The sequence below is a fragment of the Quyinboa sediminis genome (assembly GCF_042219855.1).
Taxonomy (GTDB): Bacteria; Bacteroidota; Bacteroidia; order Bacteroidales; family UBA5342; genus JBHJHP01.
Map to the genome: position 1 here is coordinate 49,504 of NZ_JBHJHP010000008.1, position 22,669 is coordinate 72,172.

Consider the following 22,669-nt stretch of genomic DNA (forward strand, 5'->3'; position numbering starts at 1 on the left):
TTGATTATCATTATTTCTTAGTGGATAACTACAATCTGTTTTGTTTCAATCACTGCATCATCAACACTTATCCTGCACAGGTAAGTACCGTTGGAGAACAAGGCTGTGCCTAAGTCAAAAGTGTACTCTCCGGCGTTTATCGTTTTGTGGAGTGGCATGGATATCAACTGACCGAGTTGGTTAAATACCTCTATTTTAATAAGCTTTCTACTGTTTAAGTCAAATTTAAATACCACATTATTGTCTGCGGGATTTGGATAGCAGCTAACGAATGCAGGCAGTGTTGGTGGTTTATTCTGTGTGCCGGTGTTATTGCCATAGATCAATATACCATCAGCCGGAAAAGAGTGTCCATGTGTTGTGGTAAAATCAATATTCCAAACGGATTGTTTCAGGGTATCCGTAGTGAAAAAGAGGGTGAAGGTAAGTTCATCACTCTCCTGACCCGGCTGTAAATCGCCTATATATACCGAATCGGATCCAAGTACGTTTAGTCCTGGTCCCGGAGAAAATCGTGCACTTACACCGGACGTTGCAGAGTCACCATAATTTTTAACTTTAAAGGAAACCACACTTTCTTCATCGTCATTAACTGTAAATGCACTTTGTGATAAATTGTTTGCCGCAATACAGGCCTCCAGCTGAATATGATCTGATATTAAATTAAGTACATGGTTGGTCTGATCTGCTAATTTCTGTACGCCGCTCATACACGTATCGATGTATGCCAGCACTTTTTCCTTGGTGGCACTGCTGCTGTCCGCAGCCAGTGTAATAATAGTGAGATATGTATTCAGTCGGTTCATGGCAGAATTGGTATAGTTTGCCACCAGTGTATCATATTCTGTTTCAAAACCCGGTATGGTTTGATGTGCCGGATGAGCTCCGGATAATACCGGATACATTGCATTTTTAAGTTCTTTTTCATAAGCCAGTTCGGCTTCTCTTAAATCAAACAGTGACTTGACAGCTTCCCACTCCTGATTGTCCGTTATTTTTGTTCGTATAGATTCAAGTTCAGTGTTAAAGCTGGTGGAACTTTCTTTCAGCCGCAGAGATAACGGATTCGTATACGTTTTCACTGATGTTGATCTCTCAGCTGTCAGTAATGACGTGTTGTTTAAATTAATGCTCTTCGTCCCATATGGATAATATATTTTGTCGACAGCATCTCTCATTTCCAGCGGCATTAAAAAGTAGGTTACTGTAGAAATGGTAAGTGCAGTTCCTACCTCAACATACGCGCTTGCTTTAATGTAAAATGCGGCCTGTTCCAGGTAGTTTCCTATTCCGGTGGGATCAAGGGTGCTTATCCAGTCCAGGATAGCTGCAGTTTGCATCATCAAGGCAGCGGCCGTTCGCAGACCGTCACTGTAAGTATGGACAGTTTCCGTTGCACTTTTTTCATCACGTATGAATTCAATTTTCTTTATTATGGCATCTTCCAGCGTACCGGTTTGATCCAGTTTAAGGCTTAACTGTCCGGCTTTCTCAATACACATGCCGGTTTGAGCATTAATATATGCCTGCTGTATAAATGGATCTTCGAGTGCCTCAAAAATCATTCCTGCAATTTTATCCCATTTTACTTCCGAAAAACCATGAATGCCGAAACCGGCGTAGTTCTTCTTTAAAAGCTTCCATCCATCAAGAATTGGTTTAGCTGCCGGATATCCAACCTCGCCGGCAACAAATTTAACGGTCATATCTACATTATCAATTACCGCCAGTTTTATCAGTTCCCGCATCAGTATCTGTAGTAGCAGGTCATAAAGTTCCTGCGCCCCGCCAGCCGGGAGTTTTGCAATGGCCTTCAGGAACTTTATGAGATCCATGCCCCAATCGTCGGAATAGTAGATGTATGCAATCAGATCACCAAAGCAATTCATCATGTCACTGCCTGTAATGGTTCCGTCTTTAAATAAATCGTATGTAAATTGTTCTACAAGAATAAGTCGTGCCAGACTCTGTGCTTTCTGGTCCGTCATGTACTGATTCCAGTTATCCATCATATCATAAATCCCGCCAAGACTGTTTTTGTAGGTAAAGTCACCCACATAATTATAGTTGTTAAGATGACCATAGCTTTGCGGAGATATATGTTTGAGGTCATGCATTAATTTGTATTTAAAAGTGAGCAGTGAATCAGGAAATGACAAGCTTGCTGAATTAACCGCCGGACCAATTTCTATGTTTTGGTTCACTGTAACTTCATGGGCATTGCCATTGGGCTCAAAGATTTGTTTGGATGCCTTAATGATATAATGACCCTGTGCCAGATCCGGAAGTTGAGATAAACCGTTATGATCGGTTGTGACCGGTCCTGCAACTTTAATGTTGTTCTGATACAAACTAACGGATACATCTTCGGCTGGCTGTGTATAGTTCAGAGCCAGATATTCTTCACTGAAATACACATCGTTAACCTTAAGTTTTAAGGTGCCCTGAGCATCATTATCCACCCCGGATCCTGTTACATTAACTGTATCGACAGGGTTATAGATATCATCTGAATAGATGAGTATAGCGTCGTTAAAATCTGAAATAAGGTCAGGATTGAACCGGAGTTGAAAGGTTGTCGATTGCCATGGCAGTATCAGTTTTGGGAGAGAAGCACTGATGCTGCTGAAAACCGTTGTGTTTTCCGGTTGAATATTTTTTACGGTCAATGGAATATTACTTTTGTTGGCAACTGTAATGTATTCATCCGAATAACTGTTGACCCAGACATCTCCGAAACTGATGGATTCAGGTGTCGTTTCTATAACCGGAGAAGAAGAAAAATAGCGAAAGCACATTACATAGGACTGCTTGTTGTGCGGTGCATTATCAGGGAGACCGAAAAATGCGATGTATGGGTTGTTATGACTGTCCATTTTAAGGGACGCATTTCCGGAGGGTGATACATCATCGCAAATTACGTTCCTTTGCCATTGACCGTTATTCTGTGTGTACATTACCGGTTCAGTATCCACCGTAAATATACTGATATCATCGTCAGAAGAAATAAAAATGGATAATGGCGTACCAAATCCGCTCATTCCCAGATCATGGACAATCATTTCATCCCAGTTAAAGAAAAAGTAACTTAATTTACTGGCTGTAATGTATTTTGTATCGATCAAATTACGGGTAAAGTGTAGATTGTCTTCACTGTCTATGGCTGCATCAAATGTTCTGACGGGTGGTAATAAAGGAGTTTGAGGTACATATAATCTGTAAACCTTCCAGATTGAAGAATTTCGTTCATACACTATGATAGAATCTAACTTCCCGGAACAAATCACAGGTGTCCCGTCTTTTTTGTAGAGAAGACGTGATAATAAACAAGAAAAATTATTGTCAACTATTTCCTTGTTCCATCCTGTTCCGTTTTTCTCTGCATATATCAGTTTATCCTGTGAAGGGTGTGCATATATCAACCCGACTTTTTCATCCTTATATGTATTTATGTCTGTTTGTATTAATGCGATATCGCGTGTAGTGTCTACTTCTTCAAAGGTCCATTGGTTATCCGCATACTGTCCGTAGATAATGCTATTTACATTTAGTAATCCGGGATCTCTGTGGAAACAAATATGAAGCCTGTCATTCTGGTCTATTGCCATTGAGGATTCCGTTCCACTGATGCCAAACGTATCAAGGTTGGTAATATTCCAGCTGCCGTTTTTATTGGTGACATATTTCAGGTCCAGTAGATCCAGATCCTGGTAAAGAATATGTGCGTTATCATTTTTATCAAGCGCAAGGGATATGTACGATCCTTTTGCTATTCCGGTACTGTCAGCAATCTGGGTATTCCAGATCTGACCACTGGCGTTTAAAACAAATCCGAACAGTAAAATTCCCAGGGAAGGAAAACGAAGCAGAGACCTGCACATGGTGAGTAAATTTGAGGTTATTTATTTGAACTGAAAAGTATGGGGAGAGGACTATCTGCTAGTCAGGAACATCCATTATAAATTTACGTAAATTTGATTACCCGAACCCAAAATCCCTGTTACAATTATGTATAATCAACTTTTCAATTATCCCTCCCGTGCTTATAATGTTCATTTTCAGTGTGGTTAGCTGAAATTACTAGTAGAAAAAGTTCAGGAATATTCATGTTCAGGCCTTTACCAGATACTTTTCAGACGGATGGCTTCAAACTGCGTAACTTTTATATCTGAACCGGAGACTTTATACAGATCGTATGGTTGTGAAGGGAACATTATTTCAGTCATCACAAGCTCTCCCTCGTTGATGAATACTTCTATACTGGAGACATCGAGTAATATATGCAGTTTTATTTTTGAATTGTTAATACTGAATGGTGCGATATGGTTGCCCGTAAATTCATTTGAAAAAGATACATCGCCTGATTTGTCCCGGTTGATATAGAACTGCTGTTGTTTTGCATTATAACCCAAAATCAGTTGTTGTTTAAAATCGTTGGATAAGGTCAGCGAGAAATCTTTAAGGTTTTCTGTTTTACTTTCGACCGTGATGATAAGTTCCTGCGGACTGGAACGGAAAGGCAGATGCCCTGAATAATTTCCTTTTTTATTTGGTTTCAGATCGGATACAATTTCGAGCTTTTCCTGAATGTTCTTTATTTCCCTGACCGGATTGGACAGTATCCTGTAATTTCCGTTTTCCTTTTTCAGCGTCAGTGTTCTGGGGAAGGTCATGGCGCTGCGCCATTTTTCAGTGGGGACTATCTGACTATACTGCCAGTTACTCATCCAGCCCATAAATATTCTGCGGCCATCGGACTTTGGAATATCCGACCAGGTCACACCGGCATAATCATCTTTTCCGTAATCAATCCAGAAAAGCTCTTTGTTCTCATTGGTGAATGTGTGCCCATCAAATTCACCCACAAAATACTGCGTGCCGGAACCGCCATTGGGCGCACCCGGATTGATGTTGACAATCAGTACCCATTTCTCCTCGTTGTTGTCTGACTTTAATGGAAACAGATCCGGACATTCCCAGACACCGCCATAGGATGCGATATCGGAACGGAAATCACTTTCGTGCTGCCATGATTTCATGTCTTTTGAGGAATAAAAACTAATGTGGTCTTTCACCGCCAGGGTCATGATCCATTTTTTATCCGGCTCATACCAGAACACTTTTGGATCCCGAAAATCAATAATTCCAGGATTTTTTAAAACCTGATTATGTGCATATTTTGTCCACGTTCTGCCTTTATCAAGGCTGTAAGCAATGGCCTGCGTCTGGTAGTCTTTTCTGCCCTGTTCAGCACCAACCGGATCATGATACGTATAAATAGCTACCATGGGTGGAATATTATCATTGCCAAAACCGGTGGTATTATTCCAGTCGATGACTGCACTTCCTGAAAAGATATATCCCAGGCTATCAGGATAGAGGGCAATGGGTAAATGTTGCCAGTGAACCAGATCGGTGCTTACGGCATGCCCCCAGTGCATGGGGCCCCAAACGGTGCTGTCCGGATAGTACTGGTAAAACAGATGGTATTCTCCGTCATAATACACCATGCCATTCGGATCATTCATCCACATGGAATCGGGCGAGAAATGAAATTGTGGCCGGTATGGTTCCTGGTAATATAATTCCACAGCTGCATCCATCATCTTCTGACCGGCCTTGTTTTTCTTTGAACTACAACCGGAAATTAAACCTGCAAGTAAAAATAAGTTGATCAGGATCGTGAATGCATGTTTCATTTGTCGTCAATTTTGTTTCGGGTCAGAAATTTAGCGAAAATTTCGCACAATGATGAAATCTGTTTTCATATGGCCTTATAGTTCTTCTAATACTTCTGTATAAAAAGGGAGGCTACACTGTGTGTAACCTCCCGACCTGATTGTTTGTGTGTTTCCTACTCTGCAAACCAGGGTTTGATATAGTTGTTGTTTACGACTATGGCGTTGCTATTATAATTGCGTTCGCTGATACATGTCGGGTATCGGAATGGTATACCGTTCTGATTGGCGAGCGGATCGGGATTCGGTGTGAGAACCGGATAGCCTGTTCTGCGCCAGTCTGTCCATACTTCCAGCTGTGTAAACATGGCATCATATTTATTAAGGATGATCGTCTCAAGATTGATGTCGGCAGCGGTCAGAGAAGAAGTGGCCGTAATAAATTCTTCCGGTGCCTCAGCTCCGGTAGCCCATAAAACAGACGCTTTTATTCCGTCGTTACAAGCCTGGGCTGCCAGGTCGTTACTTCCTTTTCTTAACTGAGCTTCGGCTTCCAGGAATTTGGCTTCAAACGATGTAACCAGGGGAACCGGTTGGGCGGAAGCATTAAACAGCGGACCAATTTCACTGGCTTCGAGTACAGGTGTACGCGTATCAATTCCCGAAGGCGTATAACTTCCGTTGGCATCTTCAGCACAGTAAAATGGTAATCTTGGGTCGCTATTTGCTTTGAGCCGGTCTACCAGGTAGGCTCCCATGCCCATATAACCTGGACGTAACACATAAAAGGCATACCACTGGTTGGCATTGTTTGCGGTTTCACCAAAAGCAGCCATGGCGTTGTCAGCTTCCTCTGTCATCCCAAACTGCAGACAATAGAGTACACTGTCTGCACTGTAGGCGTAGTGTTTACTGACCCGGTTGAAATAGCGTGCCTTTAGTGTCCATGCCAGTTTAATCCACTTCTCAGCATCTCCTCCGAAAATAAGGTCATCCGATCCGGGAAGAAGCAGGTTGGCACTTTCTGGTTTACTCAATTCTGTGATCGCCTGGCTCAGGAGATTCTGGACCTGTTGATAAACCATTTCCTGCGTGTCGTATTCAGGATTCAGGTTTTCAAGTCCTTTAATGGCCTGAGAAAACGGGATGTCTCCCCAGATATCGCTGGTATAACCACCGGCCCAGGCCTTCAGGATCAGACCTATGCCTTTGTAATACGGATTCACACCTTCTGCCTTGTCCATAAGGTCACAGGCAGGATCAAGCCAGTCGGTATAGATGGATTCCCAATCGTTCTGGTTATCACCTTCAAAGATCCGGTAGCGCGCATGTTCCTCCAGGGATTGGTCTTTTAATCCAGCCTGGCTTTGCATGAAAACGGATGTTTCGCGGGCCAGCTCTCCGGTAACATTTCCGAACAGGGCAACCTCGGCAGCCGTTAGCAGGTTCGCCTCAGGTACCACAGACGGGTCATTGGGCGAAACATCGTATCCTTCGATGTAACTCTCTGTACATCCTGTAGTGAGTGCCAAAGCACAAACTATTCCTATTGTGAATTTTAAGATTTTCATATGTGCGGTTTTTTAAAAGTTTACTTTTACACTGAACAGATATGATTTGGTTCCCGGCATATTAAAGTAGTCGAAACCGTTCAGGTTCGATCCGGCACCGGTCAGGCTTGTTTCCGGGTCAACACCGGGATAATCGGTTTTTAACCATAAATTACGACCTGTTGCTGTGAGTGTGATGTCTTTAATGTAGTTTGAAACGGTCCCTTTTGTACGGTATTTATACGACAGGGAAAGGTCGCGCAACCGGATCCATGATCCGTCGTAGCGCGCATTTTCACCGGGACCCCAATCCCCAAGTACATAGCGGTAATAATCCTCCTTGGTGATGGGAACATCATTAGGAGTCCCATCTTCTTTCACACCTTCCACGATGATTGTTCCTTCGCGGTCGGCAGTGATAGCAGTACGTCCTATCTGGTTTAAACGGGCGATAGTACCACCCCACAGATCGCCACCCTGACGAATATCCAGCAGGAAGCTGAGACTCAGATTCTGATACTGAAAGGTGTTCCGGATATTCGCCATCCAGTCAGGAAACGGGTTACCAACATATCCTCTGTTATCAGCGATAATCGGATACCCTTCAGCATCACAGACCATCAGTCCGTTATCATCACGCAACCACATGTCAGAATACAACGCACCGTAAGGTTTTCCTACAATTGCATATGAACCGAATCCGGTAAATGCGGATTCTATCTCAATCTCTTTGACCACGGGATTGCCTTCAGCATCAACGGCATCGTTCAGTTTAAGAACTTCATTAACGTTTCGGCTGAAGTTGCCAATAATATCCCAGCGGAACTGAGCTGATTTAACCGGTGTTATACCAAGCGTAACTTCAATGCCCTTGTTAACCATTTCTCCGGAGTTTTCCCAGATGTACTGGTAGCCTGAGGTGGAGGCGATTGGACGCTGAACCAGAATATCTGTTGTGGTCTGATGGTAATACGTCAGGTCGGTATAAATTCTACCGTTAAAGAACCGCAGGTCAAGACCACCTTCAATACCGGTAGTCAATTCCGGACGCAGTTCATCATTCCCCATTGTGGCTGATCGTGTAAATCCGTTCTGACCAAGGTAAGGCCAGCCCAGACCGTTTGTCATACCAGCTGCCACAGAAGGTTGGGTATAATAGGTTTGTGTCCGGTATGCTTCGTATGTATATTTATAAGCCTGTGGATTATTACCGGCTTTTGCCCATCCAAGTCTGGCTTTACCAAAACTGAGGACATTATTTTCCGGCAATACTTCAGAAAATACAAATGAACCGGTAACAGAAGGATAGAAGAAATCTTTTTTAGCACTTCCCAGAGTTGAAGCCCATTCATTTCGTCCTGTCACATTCAGAAATAACATATCCTGCCATTCCAGGTCGGCGACGAAAAACAGGGCTGCTGTCCGTACAGTATATTGTTCTTCGTAACTGTAAAGGTCGGAGCCATTACTAAGGTTGTAAAAGTCAGGAGCAGACAAATTCCTTGCCCTTCCGAACAGGTTCTGGTAGAACTGTTCATTCAGGTTATGACCCAGACTTAAATTCCCCAGCAGGTTTTTGCCGAATTTGTGTTTGGCGGAGAGGATAAAGTTGGAGTAGAATTCGCGGTTGCGTTTCATGTTTTCCGTCACTTCACCTAAGCCATCACCTGCGTCTCCACCGTTTGAACCCAGGGCGATTATTCCCTTCCTGGAATCCGTATAAAAGTCAATGCCTACTTTATAATCCAGGGTCAGCCATTTATAGTTATAGTTGAAACCGGTATTTCCCATAAACCTGTCCTGGCTGTTTTTGAACGTGTTGTTGTATGCTGACCAGTAAGGATTATCGAAATAATCGATGTATTTCCGTTGCACACCCTCAGGCGTTTCATAACCGCCTTCTGCAGGATCATTCAGATTGTAGCTTACCGGCGTACGAAACAGAGAAAGCATAAGACCGGCGAGGTTGCTCCCTTTTTGTGCTTTGTTTCCACCGGATTTAATATAGGCAGCCGTTCCGTTTATTTTTAGGCCTGGAGCCACATCGGCATCGCCGGTTAAACGGGCAGATGTACGGTCGTAATACGTATTGGGAATGATCCCTTCAAGGGTTGAATTACCAATGGATAACCTCAAAGAACCTTTTTCATCACCTCCCGATACCGAAAAGTTATGAATGTGTGATACGCCGGTACGAAAGAAATTGTCAACATTATCAGTTGGCTGAATGCCCAGATCTGATAGTCTGGCACCCCAGCTCACATAGGTATCCATGCCGAATTCCCCGTTGCTGCCTTGTGAATACACATTCTGAAATTCAGGAAGTTTGTTCACCTCAGATAATTCCAGGGAATAATCGTATGATGCCCTGATTTTACCTTTGGAGCCGCGTTTGGTGGTATAGACTATGGCGCCGTTTGCTGCCCGCACACCATACAGCGCTGCTGCAGCCGGCCCTTTAAGGATGGTTACACTTTCCACATCAGCCGGGTTAATGTCCAGCGCACCGTTCGACGGGTCTACACCTTCCAGGTCCTTGTTGTACGGATTATCTCCGGCCACAGTCTGAATAGTGGAATTGTCTATAGGAACACCATCAACAACAATCAACGGCTGGTTATTGCCGGTAAACGACGAACTTCCGCGGATGATGATCTTACTGGAAGCTCCAGGTACGCCGGCTGAACTTACCACCTGAACGCCTGAAGCTTTGGCGGACAAGGCCTGAATGGCATTCTGCTCGCCGGATTTCATAATGTCATCCGATGAAACCTGGGAAGTGGCATATCCCAATGCTTTGGCTTCACGCTTAATCCCCATGGCCGTAACTACAAGTTCCTCAATGTTAATGTTGGCTGGTTTCAGGGTCACGTTTAAAACGGTTTTACCGCTTACATCTACGTATTGTGTCTCCATTCCCACAAATGAAAACACCAGGACTTTTGCATTGGCAGGTACCTCAATGGAATATTTCCCATCAACATCAGTGATGGAGCCGGAAGAGGTGCCTTCCAAAACTACTGTTACACCTGGTATAGGCGAATTATCTTCCGCAGAAGTAACAACACCTGTAACAGTCCTTACCTGTCCTTTAAATGTAAAGGACATCAGAATTCCTAATAGGAGTAAAAAGGTCTTTAGTCGCATGTCTCGTTTTTTTAAGTTAACTGTTAAAATTAGTTAACCTATTGATATTGCAGAGGTTATATCAGCGTGCGTGCTTTTTTGATACGTATACAGTTATTGTGTCTTGATTATGGGCTTATCCTGATTGCAGAATGCCGTTTGTACTACTAAACAGGTATTTGGTTGATTTGAAAACGGCGCGACAAGCGAGGGCTTCGTTTGTAACGAAACCCTCGCTAAGCAAACTAAGCGTGAAACCCTTGCGGAGAAAATCATAACATCTTGGTATTTCCAACCGGAATACGCGCTCTATCTTTGTAGTGAAATCTTAAAGGATGAGAGTTAAAGCGTTACATAGAGCCATCTCCTGTTTTTTGCTTGCAGCATTTACCATGTATGTGGTAACACAAACGGTATTCCTGCATACACATAAGATGCCTGACGGAACTGCAATCACACATGCTCATCCATACAATAAAACAACAGAACAAGCACCGTTCAAAACGCATCATCATACATCGGTAGATTTTATGATGCTGCATCACCTTCACCTTTTATTCTTTGTTATTATAAGTTTTGCATTTGCACAGATCACAAAGACACATCTGATTCGTTTAGCCGATCTGTTCAGAAATGTAATGACACCCTTCTCTGCTTCTGTATTGGGCAGAGCTCCACCAAGCTTTACCTGACATATTCTCTTTTCTCAGCATTTATGCTGATCCTAATTTATTACTAACGATTTAAATGTAATCATGAAACGTATTGTATTACTGGCTGTATTGTCAGCCGGATTAAATATGGCTATGGCTGAAAATACTAAAGCATCTGCCAGTATCGAAGGCCGGGTAACCTCAGGAGAAAACGAAATACCTTTTGCATCAGTGGCTGTGAAAGGGAGTACGGTAGGGACGCTTACCGATGCAACCGGATTTTATGAACTGGAGGATTTGCCTGTTGGTGAATTGACCATAGTAACACGCATTGTGGGTTATAAGCCTCAGGAAAGAACGGTGATAACGAGGCCCAACGAAAAAATTGAGATAAGGTTTGATCTTGAAGAAGATGTTCTGGACTTACATGAACTGGTGGTATCGGCTGACCGCAGCGCGATGAAACGGACCGACGCACCGGTTATTGTAAATACCCTTTCGCCAAAACTATTCAATACCACGCAATCTGTTACGCTGAGCGAATCGCTTAATTTCTGTCCCGGATTACGTCTGGAAAACAATTGTCAGAACTGTGGTTTTACACAGGTTCGCATGAATGGAATGGAGGGGCCGTATTCACAGATACTGATAAATAGTCGTCCTATATTCAGCGGACTGGCCGGAGTTTATGGTCTGGAGCTGATTCCGTCGAACATGATCGAAAAAGTTGAAGTTGTGCGAGGGGGTGGTTCAGCATTGTTTGGCAGTAATGCCATTGCCGGAACCATAAACCTGATTCTGAAAGATCCGGTTCGTAACGCTTATGAAGTCGGTTCAAACTATACCATGACCGGTGCAGGGATAAACGGATCCGGCGGTGCAGCGCAGGAGTATTCCCTAAATTTCAATTCTTCACTGGTTTCAGAAGATCAGAGAACCGGACTGGCCATTTATGGTTTTACACGTGATCGCCAGATGTTTGATGCCAACGGGGATGGATATTCCGAGTTGGCACCTATGAAAAACCTCACATTGGGTGCACGTGTGTTCCAAAAGCTGGGATTCCATAATAAAGTAGCCATTGATTTTTTTACCATAAATGAAAACCGCGAAGGTGGAAACAAACAGGATTATCCGCTGCATGAGCGTGATGTGGCCGAAGCCGTTTCACACGATCTGAAAACAGCAGCGATTACATACGAACAGTATTTCAGGCAGTATGATATGCTATCTGTCTTTGCATCCGGACAGTTTCTGAACAGGGATTCTTATTACGGTGCGAACTATTCGTTAAGTGATTATGGTAATTCAAAAGACCGTACATACAATATTGGTGCTCAGTATAAGGCCGTTTTCGATCATTCATCTTTGGTTACAGGTATTGAAAACACCGGTAGTTACCTGGTAGATCAGAAACTGGGATATCCGGATTATGCGAATGCCGTTATTTCGGGTGATTCAATCGTGAGTGTGCCTCATACCGAAAATACAACTGTGTCGGATCAGTCATCCGTTACAACCGGTGCTTTTGCACAGTACGAATTGAAGCTTAACAGGGCCACGGTGGCTGTTGGTGCCCGTTTCGACCATTACAGGATTCAGGATCATGCCAAGGCTGATTCTGAAGTGAAAAGCGGCAATGTCACTAGTCCGCGACTAAGCCTGATGTATAAAATTATAAATAATCTGCAGGCGCGGATGAGCTATTCACAGGGCTATCGTGCGCCGCAAATATTCGATGAAGACCTGCATATTGAAACATCCGGTTCTCGTCAGGTCATTAATGTTAATGATCTGAATCTGAAGCAGGAAACAAGCCACAGTGTAATGGCATCGCTCGATTATAACGGGATGGTCGGCAAGGTATTCACCGGATTGCTGCTCGAAGGATTTTATACCCGTTTGCAGGATCCGTTTGTGAATGAAATTGGAATTCCTGATGAAACAGGTCGTGTGGTATATACGCGTAAAAATGCAGAGGATGGCGCTGTTGTTGCGGGATTAAATGTAGAGTTCAAGTTGAGACCGGCAGAAGATTTTTCACTGACATCCGGGTTTACAATTCAGAAAAGTGAATACGACGTACCACAGGAATTTAATGAAACACGCTTTTTCAGAACACCAAACCACTACGGGTTTTTTGCCCTGGACTGGGACTTTGCTAAAAATATTTGTTTATCAGCCACAGGAAATTACACAGGGAAAATGCTGGTGCCATATTTCGGTCCGGATACGGATCCTGATCTTGGTGAATTAAGAATTTCACCGGCTTTTTTCGATTTTGGGGCGAAGATAAGCTATACGGTTCAGCTTAAAAATGCCCGGATGGAATGGCTGTGTGGTGTGAAGAATGTGTTCAATGCATACCAGTCGGATTTTGATCTGGGTAAAGACCGCGATCCGGCCTATATGTACGGACCCGTTACACCACGAACAGTTTATGTGGGCGTAAAATTCGGAAATGTGCTGTAGTTATACCAATAAATTCATTCAGGCAGTGTCCTTTTTATCTGACTTTCACATGTGAGGTCAACTTAATTGACTCCAAAGCGTTTAAATAATGAATGTGATAATGTGTTGATATAATGAATTCGGTTTTACCTTTTACAGAACATACAAAGATGGCGGATGTGATCCACAGGGATTACCGCTTAATTCCCATTATTGGCCGCTTTGGTATCGAATATGGATTTGGGAATAAAACGATCTCTGAAGTGTGTCACGATAACGGGATCAATGCCCTGTTTTTTCTGGAGATCATCAACTCTTTTCATAATCATCAGTATTTCCCGCAGGAACAGCTGCAGAATTATCCGGCTAAATTGATAATAAAATATTTGTCCAATACACACCGGTGGTATCTGAAAGATAAGATTCCTGAGATTCAGGGATATATTGACAAAATGCAGGAAACAGTCAATGAGGAAAACCATAAAAACATTAAACTGTTAAATGATTTTTTCAGGGACTACAGGACAGAACTCGTCAAACACCTGGAAGAGGAGGATAAGAATATATTCCCTTATGTGCTGGAGCTGGAGGAGGCCGTGGAACATGCACAGATTCCGCCTCACCTGAAGAATGAACTGGATCATGAGCCCATAGAGGAATACGAGCGTAATCATGAAGATCTGGAGGTTAAGCTCAGCGATCTGAAGAACCTGATTATTAAATATCTTCCGCCCTTGTTATGCAAGGAGCTCTGTCAGAAACTGCTGACCGAACTCTTTCGACTGGAAGCGGATCTGGAAGACCATTCCCGCATTGAGGATAAAGTTCTGATACCGAAAGTTAAACTACTCGAAAAAATCGCGTTGGAGATCAATGGTTCACACTGACAAAAAAGACACGCTTATTATTGCTTCCGGACAGTTTATGTGCCGGTTTGGAATTAAAACCATGCTGAGCGTGCTGGGTAATGAACCGGATATTATTGAGATGAACGATTTTAATAGTATCATTCACCATCTTACCCGTGAAAATCCGGTGAATTATCTCATCATGAGTGATGATATTTTACCGGAACCCAAAGCTGAAAGCGTAAAGAAGCTTCGTAAACTGGATGCCGAAGTTAAGATTATGGTGATTGGTGTAGACCTTAAAAAGGATAACGCACTACCATATCAGGTGTTGAATGCAGATAATCAGAAAGAGGTTCTGGAGGAATTGCAGGACTTTTTTAATGCGTCTGAATCTGCTGCAGATTCTGAGATGCCCGATGTGTTAAGTGACCGCGAAATAGATGTGCTGAGAGCCGTGGCTCAGGGCTACTCCAATAAGGAAATTGCAGAAAAGCTTTTTATAAGTGCCAATACTGTGATTACCCACCGAAAAAATATTACCGAAAAACTTGGCATCAAGACCATTGCCGGATTGACCGTATACGCCATTATGAAAAAAATTATTGAACCTGACGATGTGAGGATGTAACGGATATTTGATCAGATGTAAATGGAGGATAAAGTTTATTCCTGCACTTCTTCAGACATAATGTCTTGATTCTTGTGTCTTGATTCTTGCGTCTTTTATCTATTTTTGCATCACCATGGCAGAGTTGTACGAAACAGATATAACCTATTTAAAAGGTGTTGGGCCGAAGCGGGCTATCATCCTGAAACAGGAAGCCGGAATCGGAACCATTGAAGACCTGCTGTACTATTTCCCCTATAAATATATTGACCGTTCCCGGTTTTTTAAGGTCCGGGAAATTACAGCCGGAATGCCTTATGTGCAGTTGATTGGCCGGATTAAAACCATGGATACAACCGGAAAAGGATACAAACAACGTTTAAATGCTATTTTTTCGGATGATACCGGATCCATTGAGCTCGTCTGGTTCAAAGGAATAAAATATATTGCCAAATCATTGAAAACGGATGTGGATTATATCCTGTTCGGGAAGCCTTCACTTTTTAACGGCAGGGTAAATGTGGTTCATCCTGAACTGGAAAAATACGACGAAGCAGAAAAGAAAGCTTATACATCAGGCTTGCAGGCAGCTTATCCCACCACGGAAAAAATGAAAAGCAGCTTTCTGAATTCCAAAGCCATGCTCGGACTGGTGACCAACGCATTTGAAACCATGAACAGCCGGTTGACGGAAACGCTACCGGCCTGGTTGCTTCAAAAGCATCATTTTCCAACGTTAACAGAGGCACTGCGTGAGGTACACTTTCCAACGGGTCACCAGAAACTTGCGAAAGCAACTGAACGCTTAAAGTTTGAGGAGCTGTTCTATATTCAGTTGAATATTCTGCGTTTAAAAAACAGGCGCTCTGCAGGTATGAAAGGCCATGTTTTCAGCACGGTTGGTCATCTGCTGAACACCTTTTATAAAACCTGTCTTCCTTTCAAACTGACGGAAGCTCAAAAACGTGTGATCCGTGAAATAAGGCAGGATGCAGGATCCGGAAAACAGATGAACCGTCTGTTGCAGGGTGATGTAGGGAGTGGTAAAACGCTGGTGGCACTCATGGTGATGCTGATCGCACTGGATAACGGTTATCAGGCCACCATGATGGCGCCGACCGAAATTCTGGCAAATCAACACTATAATACACTGGTTGGCATGTTGGATGGCATGGATGTTAAAGTAGGACTGCTGACCGGAAGCACTAAAAAATCAGAAAGGACAATACTGCATGAGCAGCTACAGAACGGCGGAATGCAGATACTGGTTGGTACGCATGCCCTGATAGAAGATACAGTGAAGTTTCATAACCTGGGTCTGGTGATTATTGACGAACAGCACCGGTTTGGTGTGGCTCAGCGCGCACGCTTATGGAAAAAAAATACAATTCCGCCACATGTGCTGGTGATGACAGCTACGCCAATTCCGCGGACGCTGGCTATGACTCTTTACGGCGATCTGGATGTGTCGGTGATTGATGAATTACCGCCCGGTCGCAAGCCCATAAAGACGGCTCATTTTTACGAAAAGAAACGCAAAACCATCAATGAATTTATTGATAAACAGGTGGCATTGGGGCAGCAGGTTTATATGGTTTATCCATTGATCCAGGAGTCTGAAGCGCTCGATTACAAGAACCTGGAAGAGGGCTATGAATACATGAAAAAGCATTTTCCGCATTTAAAAATCAGCATGGTACACGGAAAGATGAAACCGTCAGAAAAAGATGCGGAAATGATGCGTTTTAAAAAGGGCGAAACTCATATAATGGTGGCTACAACGGTGATTGAAGTCGGTGTGGATGTGCCGAATGCCACAGTGATGGTAATTGAAAGTGCAGAACGGTTTGGCCTCAGCCAGCTGCATCAGCTGCGTGGTCGAGTTGGTCGTGGGGGAGAGCAGTCCTATTGTATTCTGGTGTCATCGCCGAAACTTTCTGAAGACGGGCGAAAGCGCCTGGAAACGATGGTGGCAACGACCGATGGTTTCGAAATTGCGGAGGCTGATCTGAAACTTCGCGGACCGGGTGATCTGGAAGGAACGCAGCAAAGCGGACTGCCATTCGATCTGAAAATTGCCAACCTGGCAAAGGATGGGCAGATCTTGCAACTGGCCCGCGATGAGGCCGGAAAGGTACTTGATGATGATCCTCTGCTGGAGAAGGAATCCAATACTATTTTCTCCAAACAACTCACGAAACTTTCCTATAAACGCATTAACTGGGGCCTGATTTCCTAGCTTTTAAACGGCCCTTCCTTGCTCTGCCATAGCTCGGCGAAGGCGGGGAAGGACGAATGAATAATTTGTATCCCCTGGTAGCCAAAACGCTACTGTGCTTTGCTAAAGGCGAATTAAACTGGGCTTTCAGCCCGGAACTCTACATACAACAGACAAGAATATCCTTATTGTTTCAGAATATAACCCTGGTAGCTAAAATCATCAATTTTCAACACCCCTTCACCCTTGCAGAAAACGCCCACTTTAAGGTTTTTAAAACCGTGAACTACGTTATGCTGGTAACCCGAAACTTCCCGGCTGGTTGGATAATAAAGCCATGATTCACCATCCTTGCTGAAGGCCATCTGCAGATCGTTCATTCTCCGGATCAACCTGAAAAAAGTGTAACCCTCCTTGTTCAGATCCGGTCCCTTGCCCTTTTCTCCCCAGTCCAGTGCATACATGTTGTCTCCGTTCATGCCAATACCGGTATAGTTTTTATCATCATAATAGAGTACAAAACCATATTCGAGGGAATCATTATCTGAATCAGTGGTCAGTTTAATGGTCGCATCAAAATTCACATCAGGGGTGTTTGCAACCATCGCTTTAACCTTATTTTTTACTGAACCTATATTTAATTCGCCGTCAACCACAACAATCTCTCCAAGGTCTTTGATCCCTGCAAATTGCCATTGTGGCTTTAATACCACTGTATTAAAGGAATCGTTAACAAGTTTAATATTCTGATAGTCAACAGTTGAAGGCTCTTCTGTAGGTTTCCGTTTTAACCTGAACCAACCGTCACTGGTCCATTTTATGGGTTCAATCAATACTTGTCGTCCCCTGTTTATTTCATTATGCCGGTAAGCATGATATACGATATACCAGTTGCCTTTAGGATCATCAAAAATGGTTCCGTGACCTTTGGACCACCATTCTTCATTAGGTGACCAGCTTCGAAGTACCGGATTATATGCACTGTTTTCCCAGGGACCCAGTACATTCTCCGATCTGGCAGAGACCACCATATGACTGGTCGACGGACCTGCAGTTCCTCCCTGAGCAGAGGTCATAAAATAAAGACCATCCTTAAAAATAAGTTTTGGAGATTCCAGACAAAAACATTCAATGATCCAGTCATTTGGGATTGGCCATCCATCGTAAACCTTGGTTTTCTTACCTACGGTAGCCAGTCCGTCCGGGGTAAGTTTCGTAACCCAGCCATTGTTAAAATACAAATACCTGTCTCCTTCGGGTGTGATGATATGGCCCGGATCAATACCGTTGGTTTTCAAATCTACAGGATCGCTCCAGGGGCCTTCTGGCTTGTCAGCTGTAACCACATAGTTGGTGCCGTTAGCAGGGAAATAGATGTAATACTTTTGATCCAGATATACCAGTTCGGGTGACCAGATATCCCCGATATACTTCTTCAGGGCATAGCCTATCATAGTCCAGTCTTTAAGATTTTTTGAATGATAAATCTGTAATCCCGGAACGTAGTTGTATGAGCAAAATGTCATGTAATAATCCTTATCGACCCGAATGATGGTCGGATCTGCATGATCACCACCGAATATATGCCAGATCTTTTGTGACTGAACCAGTGGGACAGTAAAAATAAAAAGAAGTAAAATTAGCCGTATCCTCTTCATCGCATCATCATTTATTGTTCCCCGCTAACAAATATAACTTTTTAAAGGGATAATCGTAATAATCTTAACACTAATCAGTGCCCGGAACCAGTATTAAACTATTCTCTTCCCGAGTAATTTAATGGTAAAATAGATGATAATAATCCCTGCTATCATTAACGGTAAAACCGGTATTCCTATTGCCGAAGGTATTGTTCCGAATAAAATTGCAATCAACCCGACAGTCAGGGCATAGGGCATTTGTGATTTAACATGATTGATGTGATTACAGCCGCTTGCCAGCGAACTCATTATGGTTGTATCTGAAATAGGAGAGCAATGGTCTCCCATAACAGATCCGGCAAGGACAACAGATACAACATTTGTAAAAATGGCCATGGTGTCGGCCGGGTTTAGCCCGTCGTTATGACAAATCAGCCATGTGGCAGGCAGAATTAGCGGATATAATATAGCCATTGTTCCCCAGGATGATCCGGTGGAAAAAGCCACCAGTGCACTCATCACAAATGTGATCGCCGGCATTAGCCACGGGGCCATTTTAAAGTTTATCAACACATGTGAAATAAATGTGGCCGTATGCAGCTGTGTTGTTATTTCGGCCAGTGACCATGCCAGGACCAATACGGTTACTGCCGGTAACATACTTTTAAATCCATCCAGCAGTGCATCCATTGTTTTCTGAAGGGTCAGGATGCGCTGCCCAACGGAAAGCAGTACTGCAACGATTACACCCGCCAATGAAGACCACAAAAGCGCCACAAAGGAATCAGCTTCACCAATTATCTCAGCAATCCGTTTAAAAAGAGACATATCACTATGCCATATTTCCACATCAAACCCGGTAATAATGAGTCCTGCTATGGTACCAATAATAATCACCAAAACAGGAATAATACCGTTGATCCAGTGGGTTGATGCGATGTGATCATCTTTCAGTTTGTCTTTTCTTGACTCCTTTCTGGCCAGCTCTTCATACAGATGCATCACCCCGAAATCACGGCGCATCAGAATGATCATCAGTACAAAAATTACGGTGAATACAGGATAAAAAGAATACTTTAATGAACTGAGGAATATGCTGTAGGCACTTTGCTCAATGCCAACCTGAACCAGGCCTTCCTTTATATAGCTCAGTTCTGCGCCGATCCACGTGGTAACAAATGCGATGCTTGCTATTGGGGCCGCTGTGGAATCTACAATATAAGCCAGTTTTTCCCGGGATATCTTAAGACGGTCTGTGACCGGTCGCATGGTATTTCCAACTACCAGTGTATTGGCATAGTCATCGAAAAATATAAACACGCCAAGAAACCAGGTAATCAGTTGTCCGGAACGTGGGCTACGGGCATATTTTGCCAGGCGATCCACCAGTCCCTGCATGCCTCCGTTTTTATGGATAATACTGACCATGCCACCTATAAGCATCGAAAATACAATGATAGATACATGACCACTATCTTTGAGTGCTTCCACAAAATAGGTGTCGGCTGTAGAAAACAATCCACGTCTTAATCCGGTCCAGACGGACATGTCAGAATAATAATTAATAATGAAGGCGCCCGAAAATATTCCGAAGAAAAGGGAAACATACACTTCTTTGAATAACAGTGCCAGCAAAATGGCGATTAACGGAGGTATCACAGAGAGCCATAAAGGTACAGGGTTAACATCTACTGTAAAGGTTTGTGCCTTTATGTAAAGTGTGACATTTTCCCCTTTACTGAAAACAACATCACCTTTGGCTATATTACCTTCAACTTTCCATATTTCCTCATTTTCATTGACCCGAAGTATGAGTGATGAACCATCCAGTGAATCGTCCGACAATACTACTTTTACAGTTGCCGGTATGCCTTCAATCACCGGCCATGGTTTTTGGATTTTAACAACAGTGCCCGAGAAAACTGAGAAAGAAAAGAAAAGACAGAAAAAGACCGCTGAAAGCATCCTCATAATAAACGCACATCAGGTTGATTATTCACTTTTTCGAGGTCTTCAGGTGTATCAATGCCCATGCTTTGGTGGTGGGTAATGCCTGTTTTTATATTAAACCCATGCTCCAGCCATCTTAATTGCTCCAGTGATTCTGCAATTTCAAGAGGCGTTTGTTTGAGTTGCGTGATTTTCTCCAGTATATCTGTCCGGTAAGCATACATCCCGATATGCAGATAGTAAGTGTGATTATAAAGCCACTCTTTCCGGTCTAAGCCTCTTTGGTAAGGCACAACAGAACGACTGAAGTAGAGCGCATTCCCATTTTTACCACGAACAAGTTTCACCTTATTGGGATCGAACAACACCTCATATCCTTCATCCACATTGAATGGTTTTGCCAGCGTGGCAATTTCACAGTCAGGGTCTTTGAAAAAGCCGGCCAGTGTAAGAATCTGTTCTTCTTCTATAAAGGGTTCGTCTCCCTGAAGATTAATTACCACGTCCACCACCTCGCCTTCACGTTGCATATATTTATGCACTGCTTCCTGACACCGGTCCGTACCACTTTTGTGGCGTTCCGAAGTCATTACCACACGACCTCCAAAATCCTCCACGGCTTCAAATATCCGCATGTCGTCAGTTGCTACAACTGCCGGGAAGCCAGACTCGGTAGCTTTCTCGTAAACCCGCTGTACCATAGGTTTCCCTGCGATAAGTGCCAAGGGTTTACCCGGGAAACGGGTGGAAGCATAACGCGATGGTATGACGATGAGAATATTCATGGTAAACTGGATTATTATTTCAAAAATACGCAGAATTAGTGAGTTTTCAATTTTTGCTTCAGGTATTTGTCGCTGCCGCAATACACACTGATTCCCTTAGGTATAAGTGCAATGGAAAAATTTGATTTGCCAAGCTGCTCGCCGTCAACCTCTCCGGGAATCAGGCACCTCGATTCAATACGAACTTCACGGCCGGAGGTTGTCAGAACATGAGGGTCTTTCAGAAAGGATCCATTATATAAGCCCCGAAGATTTTTCAGTATTCCCCAAATGCCGATTTTCCGTATCATCGTCATAGTAAACTCGCCGTTATCCGGCACAGCATCCGGAGCCTGCATCATTCCACCGCCATTGAACTTCCCAATGCCTATGCTCACTGTAAATATGGTTTCGTTAAAACGCTGACCATCTACTTCGAAGCGCATCATACAGGTTTTATATTTCAGGTAACTGAAAGCCAGGCTCCACAGATAAAGCCATTTTCCTGACCAGCCTTTATCTTTCATGGAGTTTACCTTATCTGCCACTACAGCATCGAATCCGAAACCAGCCATGTTGGCAAAAAAGCGTTTTTCTGTCGTCCCGTTTGATCCCCAGGTCACCATACCCACATCCTGATGCACAAGATTTGCCTGTCGGATCACTTCAACAGATTTTTTATAATCATTGGGAATGTCAAAAGTCCGGATCCAGTCATTTCCGGTTCCAACAGGGATCATCGCGATGCAGACATCATTTACGCCCTCTTTTTTTACACTCATTATGCCGTTGAGTGCTTCGTTGAGCGACCCGTCACCTCCAATAATAATAAATTGTTTCTGTCCGGATGAAACGGCATTCCGGGTGAGTTCAATGGTGTGACCCCGATAGTTGGATTCCGCATATTCAAAATCAAAATTGTACCTTTTAAGAAGGTTCAATATCTTTTCTTTATCCTTCTCGCCACGACGGGCACCGGCATGCGGATTTAGAATGACAAACCATTTGCTGTTTAATGGGGCTGACATAAGCCCTAAAAATAGAATTTAATTATGAATTAGAAATGGAGTATGATGAATTATTTTGCTATCCGTTGTGAATACCGTTTATAATACGCATAAAAAAACGGACCGCAAATGCGATCCGTTCCAATATATCTGAGATATTTATTCTCTCTAATT

At 43.3% G+C, this 22,669-nt stretch carries 13 protein-coding genes; 5 read left to right on the forward strand and 8 right to left on the reverse strand.

Annotated features, from left to right (window positions below; genetic code table 11):
- Positions 1-17: 17 nt before the first annotated feature.
- From ACE1EF_RS16925 to ACE1EF_RS16940, 4 genes are all read right to left on the reverse strand, one after another.
- Positions 18-3,881: a T9SS type A sorting domain-containing protein gene (locus ACE1EF_RS16925; RefSeq protein ID WP_375721878.1), complete on the reverse strand. Its 3,864-nt coding sequence runs from the start codon at positions 3,879-3,881 to the stop codon at positions 18-20.
- Positions 3,882-4,118: 237 nt separating this feature from the next.
- Entirely contained in the window at positions 4,119-5,699 is a 1,581-nt protein-coding gene (locus ACE1EF_RS16930; RefSeq protein ID WP_375721879.1) for a glycoside hydrolase family 32 protein, read from the reverse strand.
- A gap of 155 nt (positions 5,700-5,854) precedes the next feature.
- Entirely contained in the window at positions 5,855-7,249 is a 1,395-nt protein-coding gene (locus ACE1EF_RS16935) for a SusD/RagB family nutrient-binding outer membrane lipoprotein (protein WP_375721880.1), read from the reverse strand.
- Between the two features lie 12 nt (positions 7,250-7,261).
- Positions 7,262-10,375: a SusC/RagA family TonB-linked outer membrane protein gene (locus tag ACE1EF_RS16940; RefSeq protein ID WP_375721881.1), complete on the reverse strand. Its 3,114-nt coding sequence runs from the start codon at positions 10,373-10,375 to the stop codon at positions 7,262-7,264.
- A gap of 314 nt (positions 10,376-10,689) precedes the next feature.
- Here ACE1EF_RS16940 and ACE1EF_RS16945 point away from each other — a divergent pair, with 314 nt between their 5' ends.
- The 5 genes from ACE1EF_RS16945 to recG all read left to right on the forward strand — a co-directional run bounded on the left by ACE1EF_RS16945 (position 10,690) and on the right by recG (position 17,155).
- Entirely contained in the window at positions 10,690-11,046 is a 357-nt protein-coding gene (locus tag ACE1EF_RS16945; protein WP_375721882.1) for a hypothetical protein, read from the forward strand.
- A 63-nt stretch (positions 11,047-11,109) separates the two neighbouring features.
- Positions 11,110-13,479 carry a TonB-dependent receptor gene (locus ACE1EF_RS16950; RefSeq protein WP_375721883.1) on the forward strand — a complete coding sequence of 790 codons (2,370 nt, stop codon included), beginning with the start codon at positions 11,110-11,112 and terminating at the stop codon, positions 13,477-13,479.
- A gap of 113 nt (positions 13,480-13,592) precedes the next feature.
- Positions 13,593-14,345: a hemerythrin domain-containing protein gene (locus tag ACE1EF_RS16955; protein WP_375721884.1), complete on the forward strand. Its 753-nt coding sequence runs from the start codon at positions 13,593-13,595 to the stop codon at positions 14,343-14,345.
- Positions 14,332-14,937: a helix-turn-helix transcriptional regulator gene (locus ACE1EF_RS16960; protein WP_375721885.1), complete on the forward strand. Its 606-nt coding sequence runs from the start codon at positions 14,332-14,334 to the stop codon at positions 14,935-14,937. The genes ACE1EF_RS16955 and ACE1EF_RS16960 overlap by 14 nt, the downstream gene beginning before the upstream one ends.
- A 115-nt stretch (positions 14,938-15,052) precedes the next feature.
- On the forward strand, positions 15,053-17,155 hold the full coding sequence (gene recG / locus ACE1EF_RS16965) for an ATP-dependent DNA helicase RecG (protein ID WP_375721886.1): 2,103 nt from the start codon (positions 15,053-15,055) through the stop codon (positions 17,153-17,155).
- Positions 17,156-17,319: 164 nt separating this feature from the next.
- On the opposite strand, the gene ACE1EF_RS16970 is transcribed toward recG, so the two are convergent.
- The 4 genes from ACE1EF_RS16970 to ACE1EF_RS16985 form a co-directional block, all read right to left on the reverse strand.
- Positions 17,320-18,792, reverse strand: a complete 1,473-nt coding sequence (locus ACE1EF_RS16970; RefSeq protein WP_375721887.1) for a family 43 glycosylhydrolase — start codon at positions 18,790-18,792, stop codon at positions 17,320-17,322.
- Positions 18,793-18,885: 93 nt separating this feature from the next.
- Positions 18,886-20,655, reverse strand: a complete 1,770-nt coding sequence (locus ACE1EF_RS16975) for a Na+/H+ antiporter NhaC family protein (RefSeq protein ID WP_375721888.1) — start codon at positions 20,653-20,655, stop codon at positions 18,886-18,888.
- A gap of 86 nt (positions 20,656-20,741) precedes the next feature.
- On the reverse strand, positions 20,742-21,509 hold the full coding sequence (kdsB, locus tag ACE1EF_RS16980) for a 3-deoxy-manno-octulosonate cytidylyltransferase (RefSeq protein WP_375721889.1): 768 nt from the start codon (positions 21,507-21,509) through the stop codon (positions 20,742-20,744).
- A 35-nt stretch (positions 21,510-21,544) separates the two neighbouring features.
- Positions 21,545-22,516, reverse strand: a complete 972-nt coding sequence (locus ACE1EF_RS16985; RefSeq protein ID WP_375721890.1) for a diacylglycerol/lipid kinase family protein — start codon at positions 22,514-22,516, stop codon at positions 21,545-21,547.
- Between the last annotated feature and the right edge of the window lie 153 nt (positions 22,517-22,669).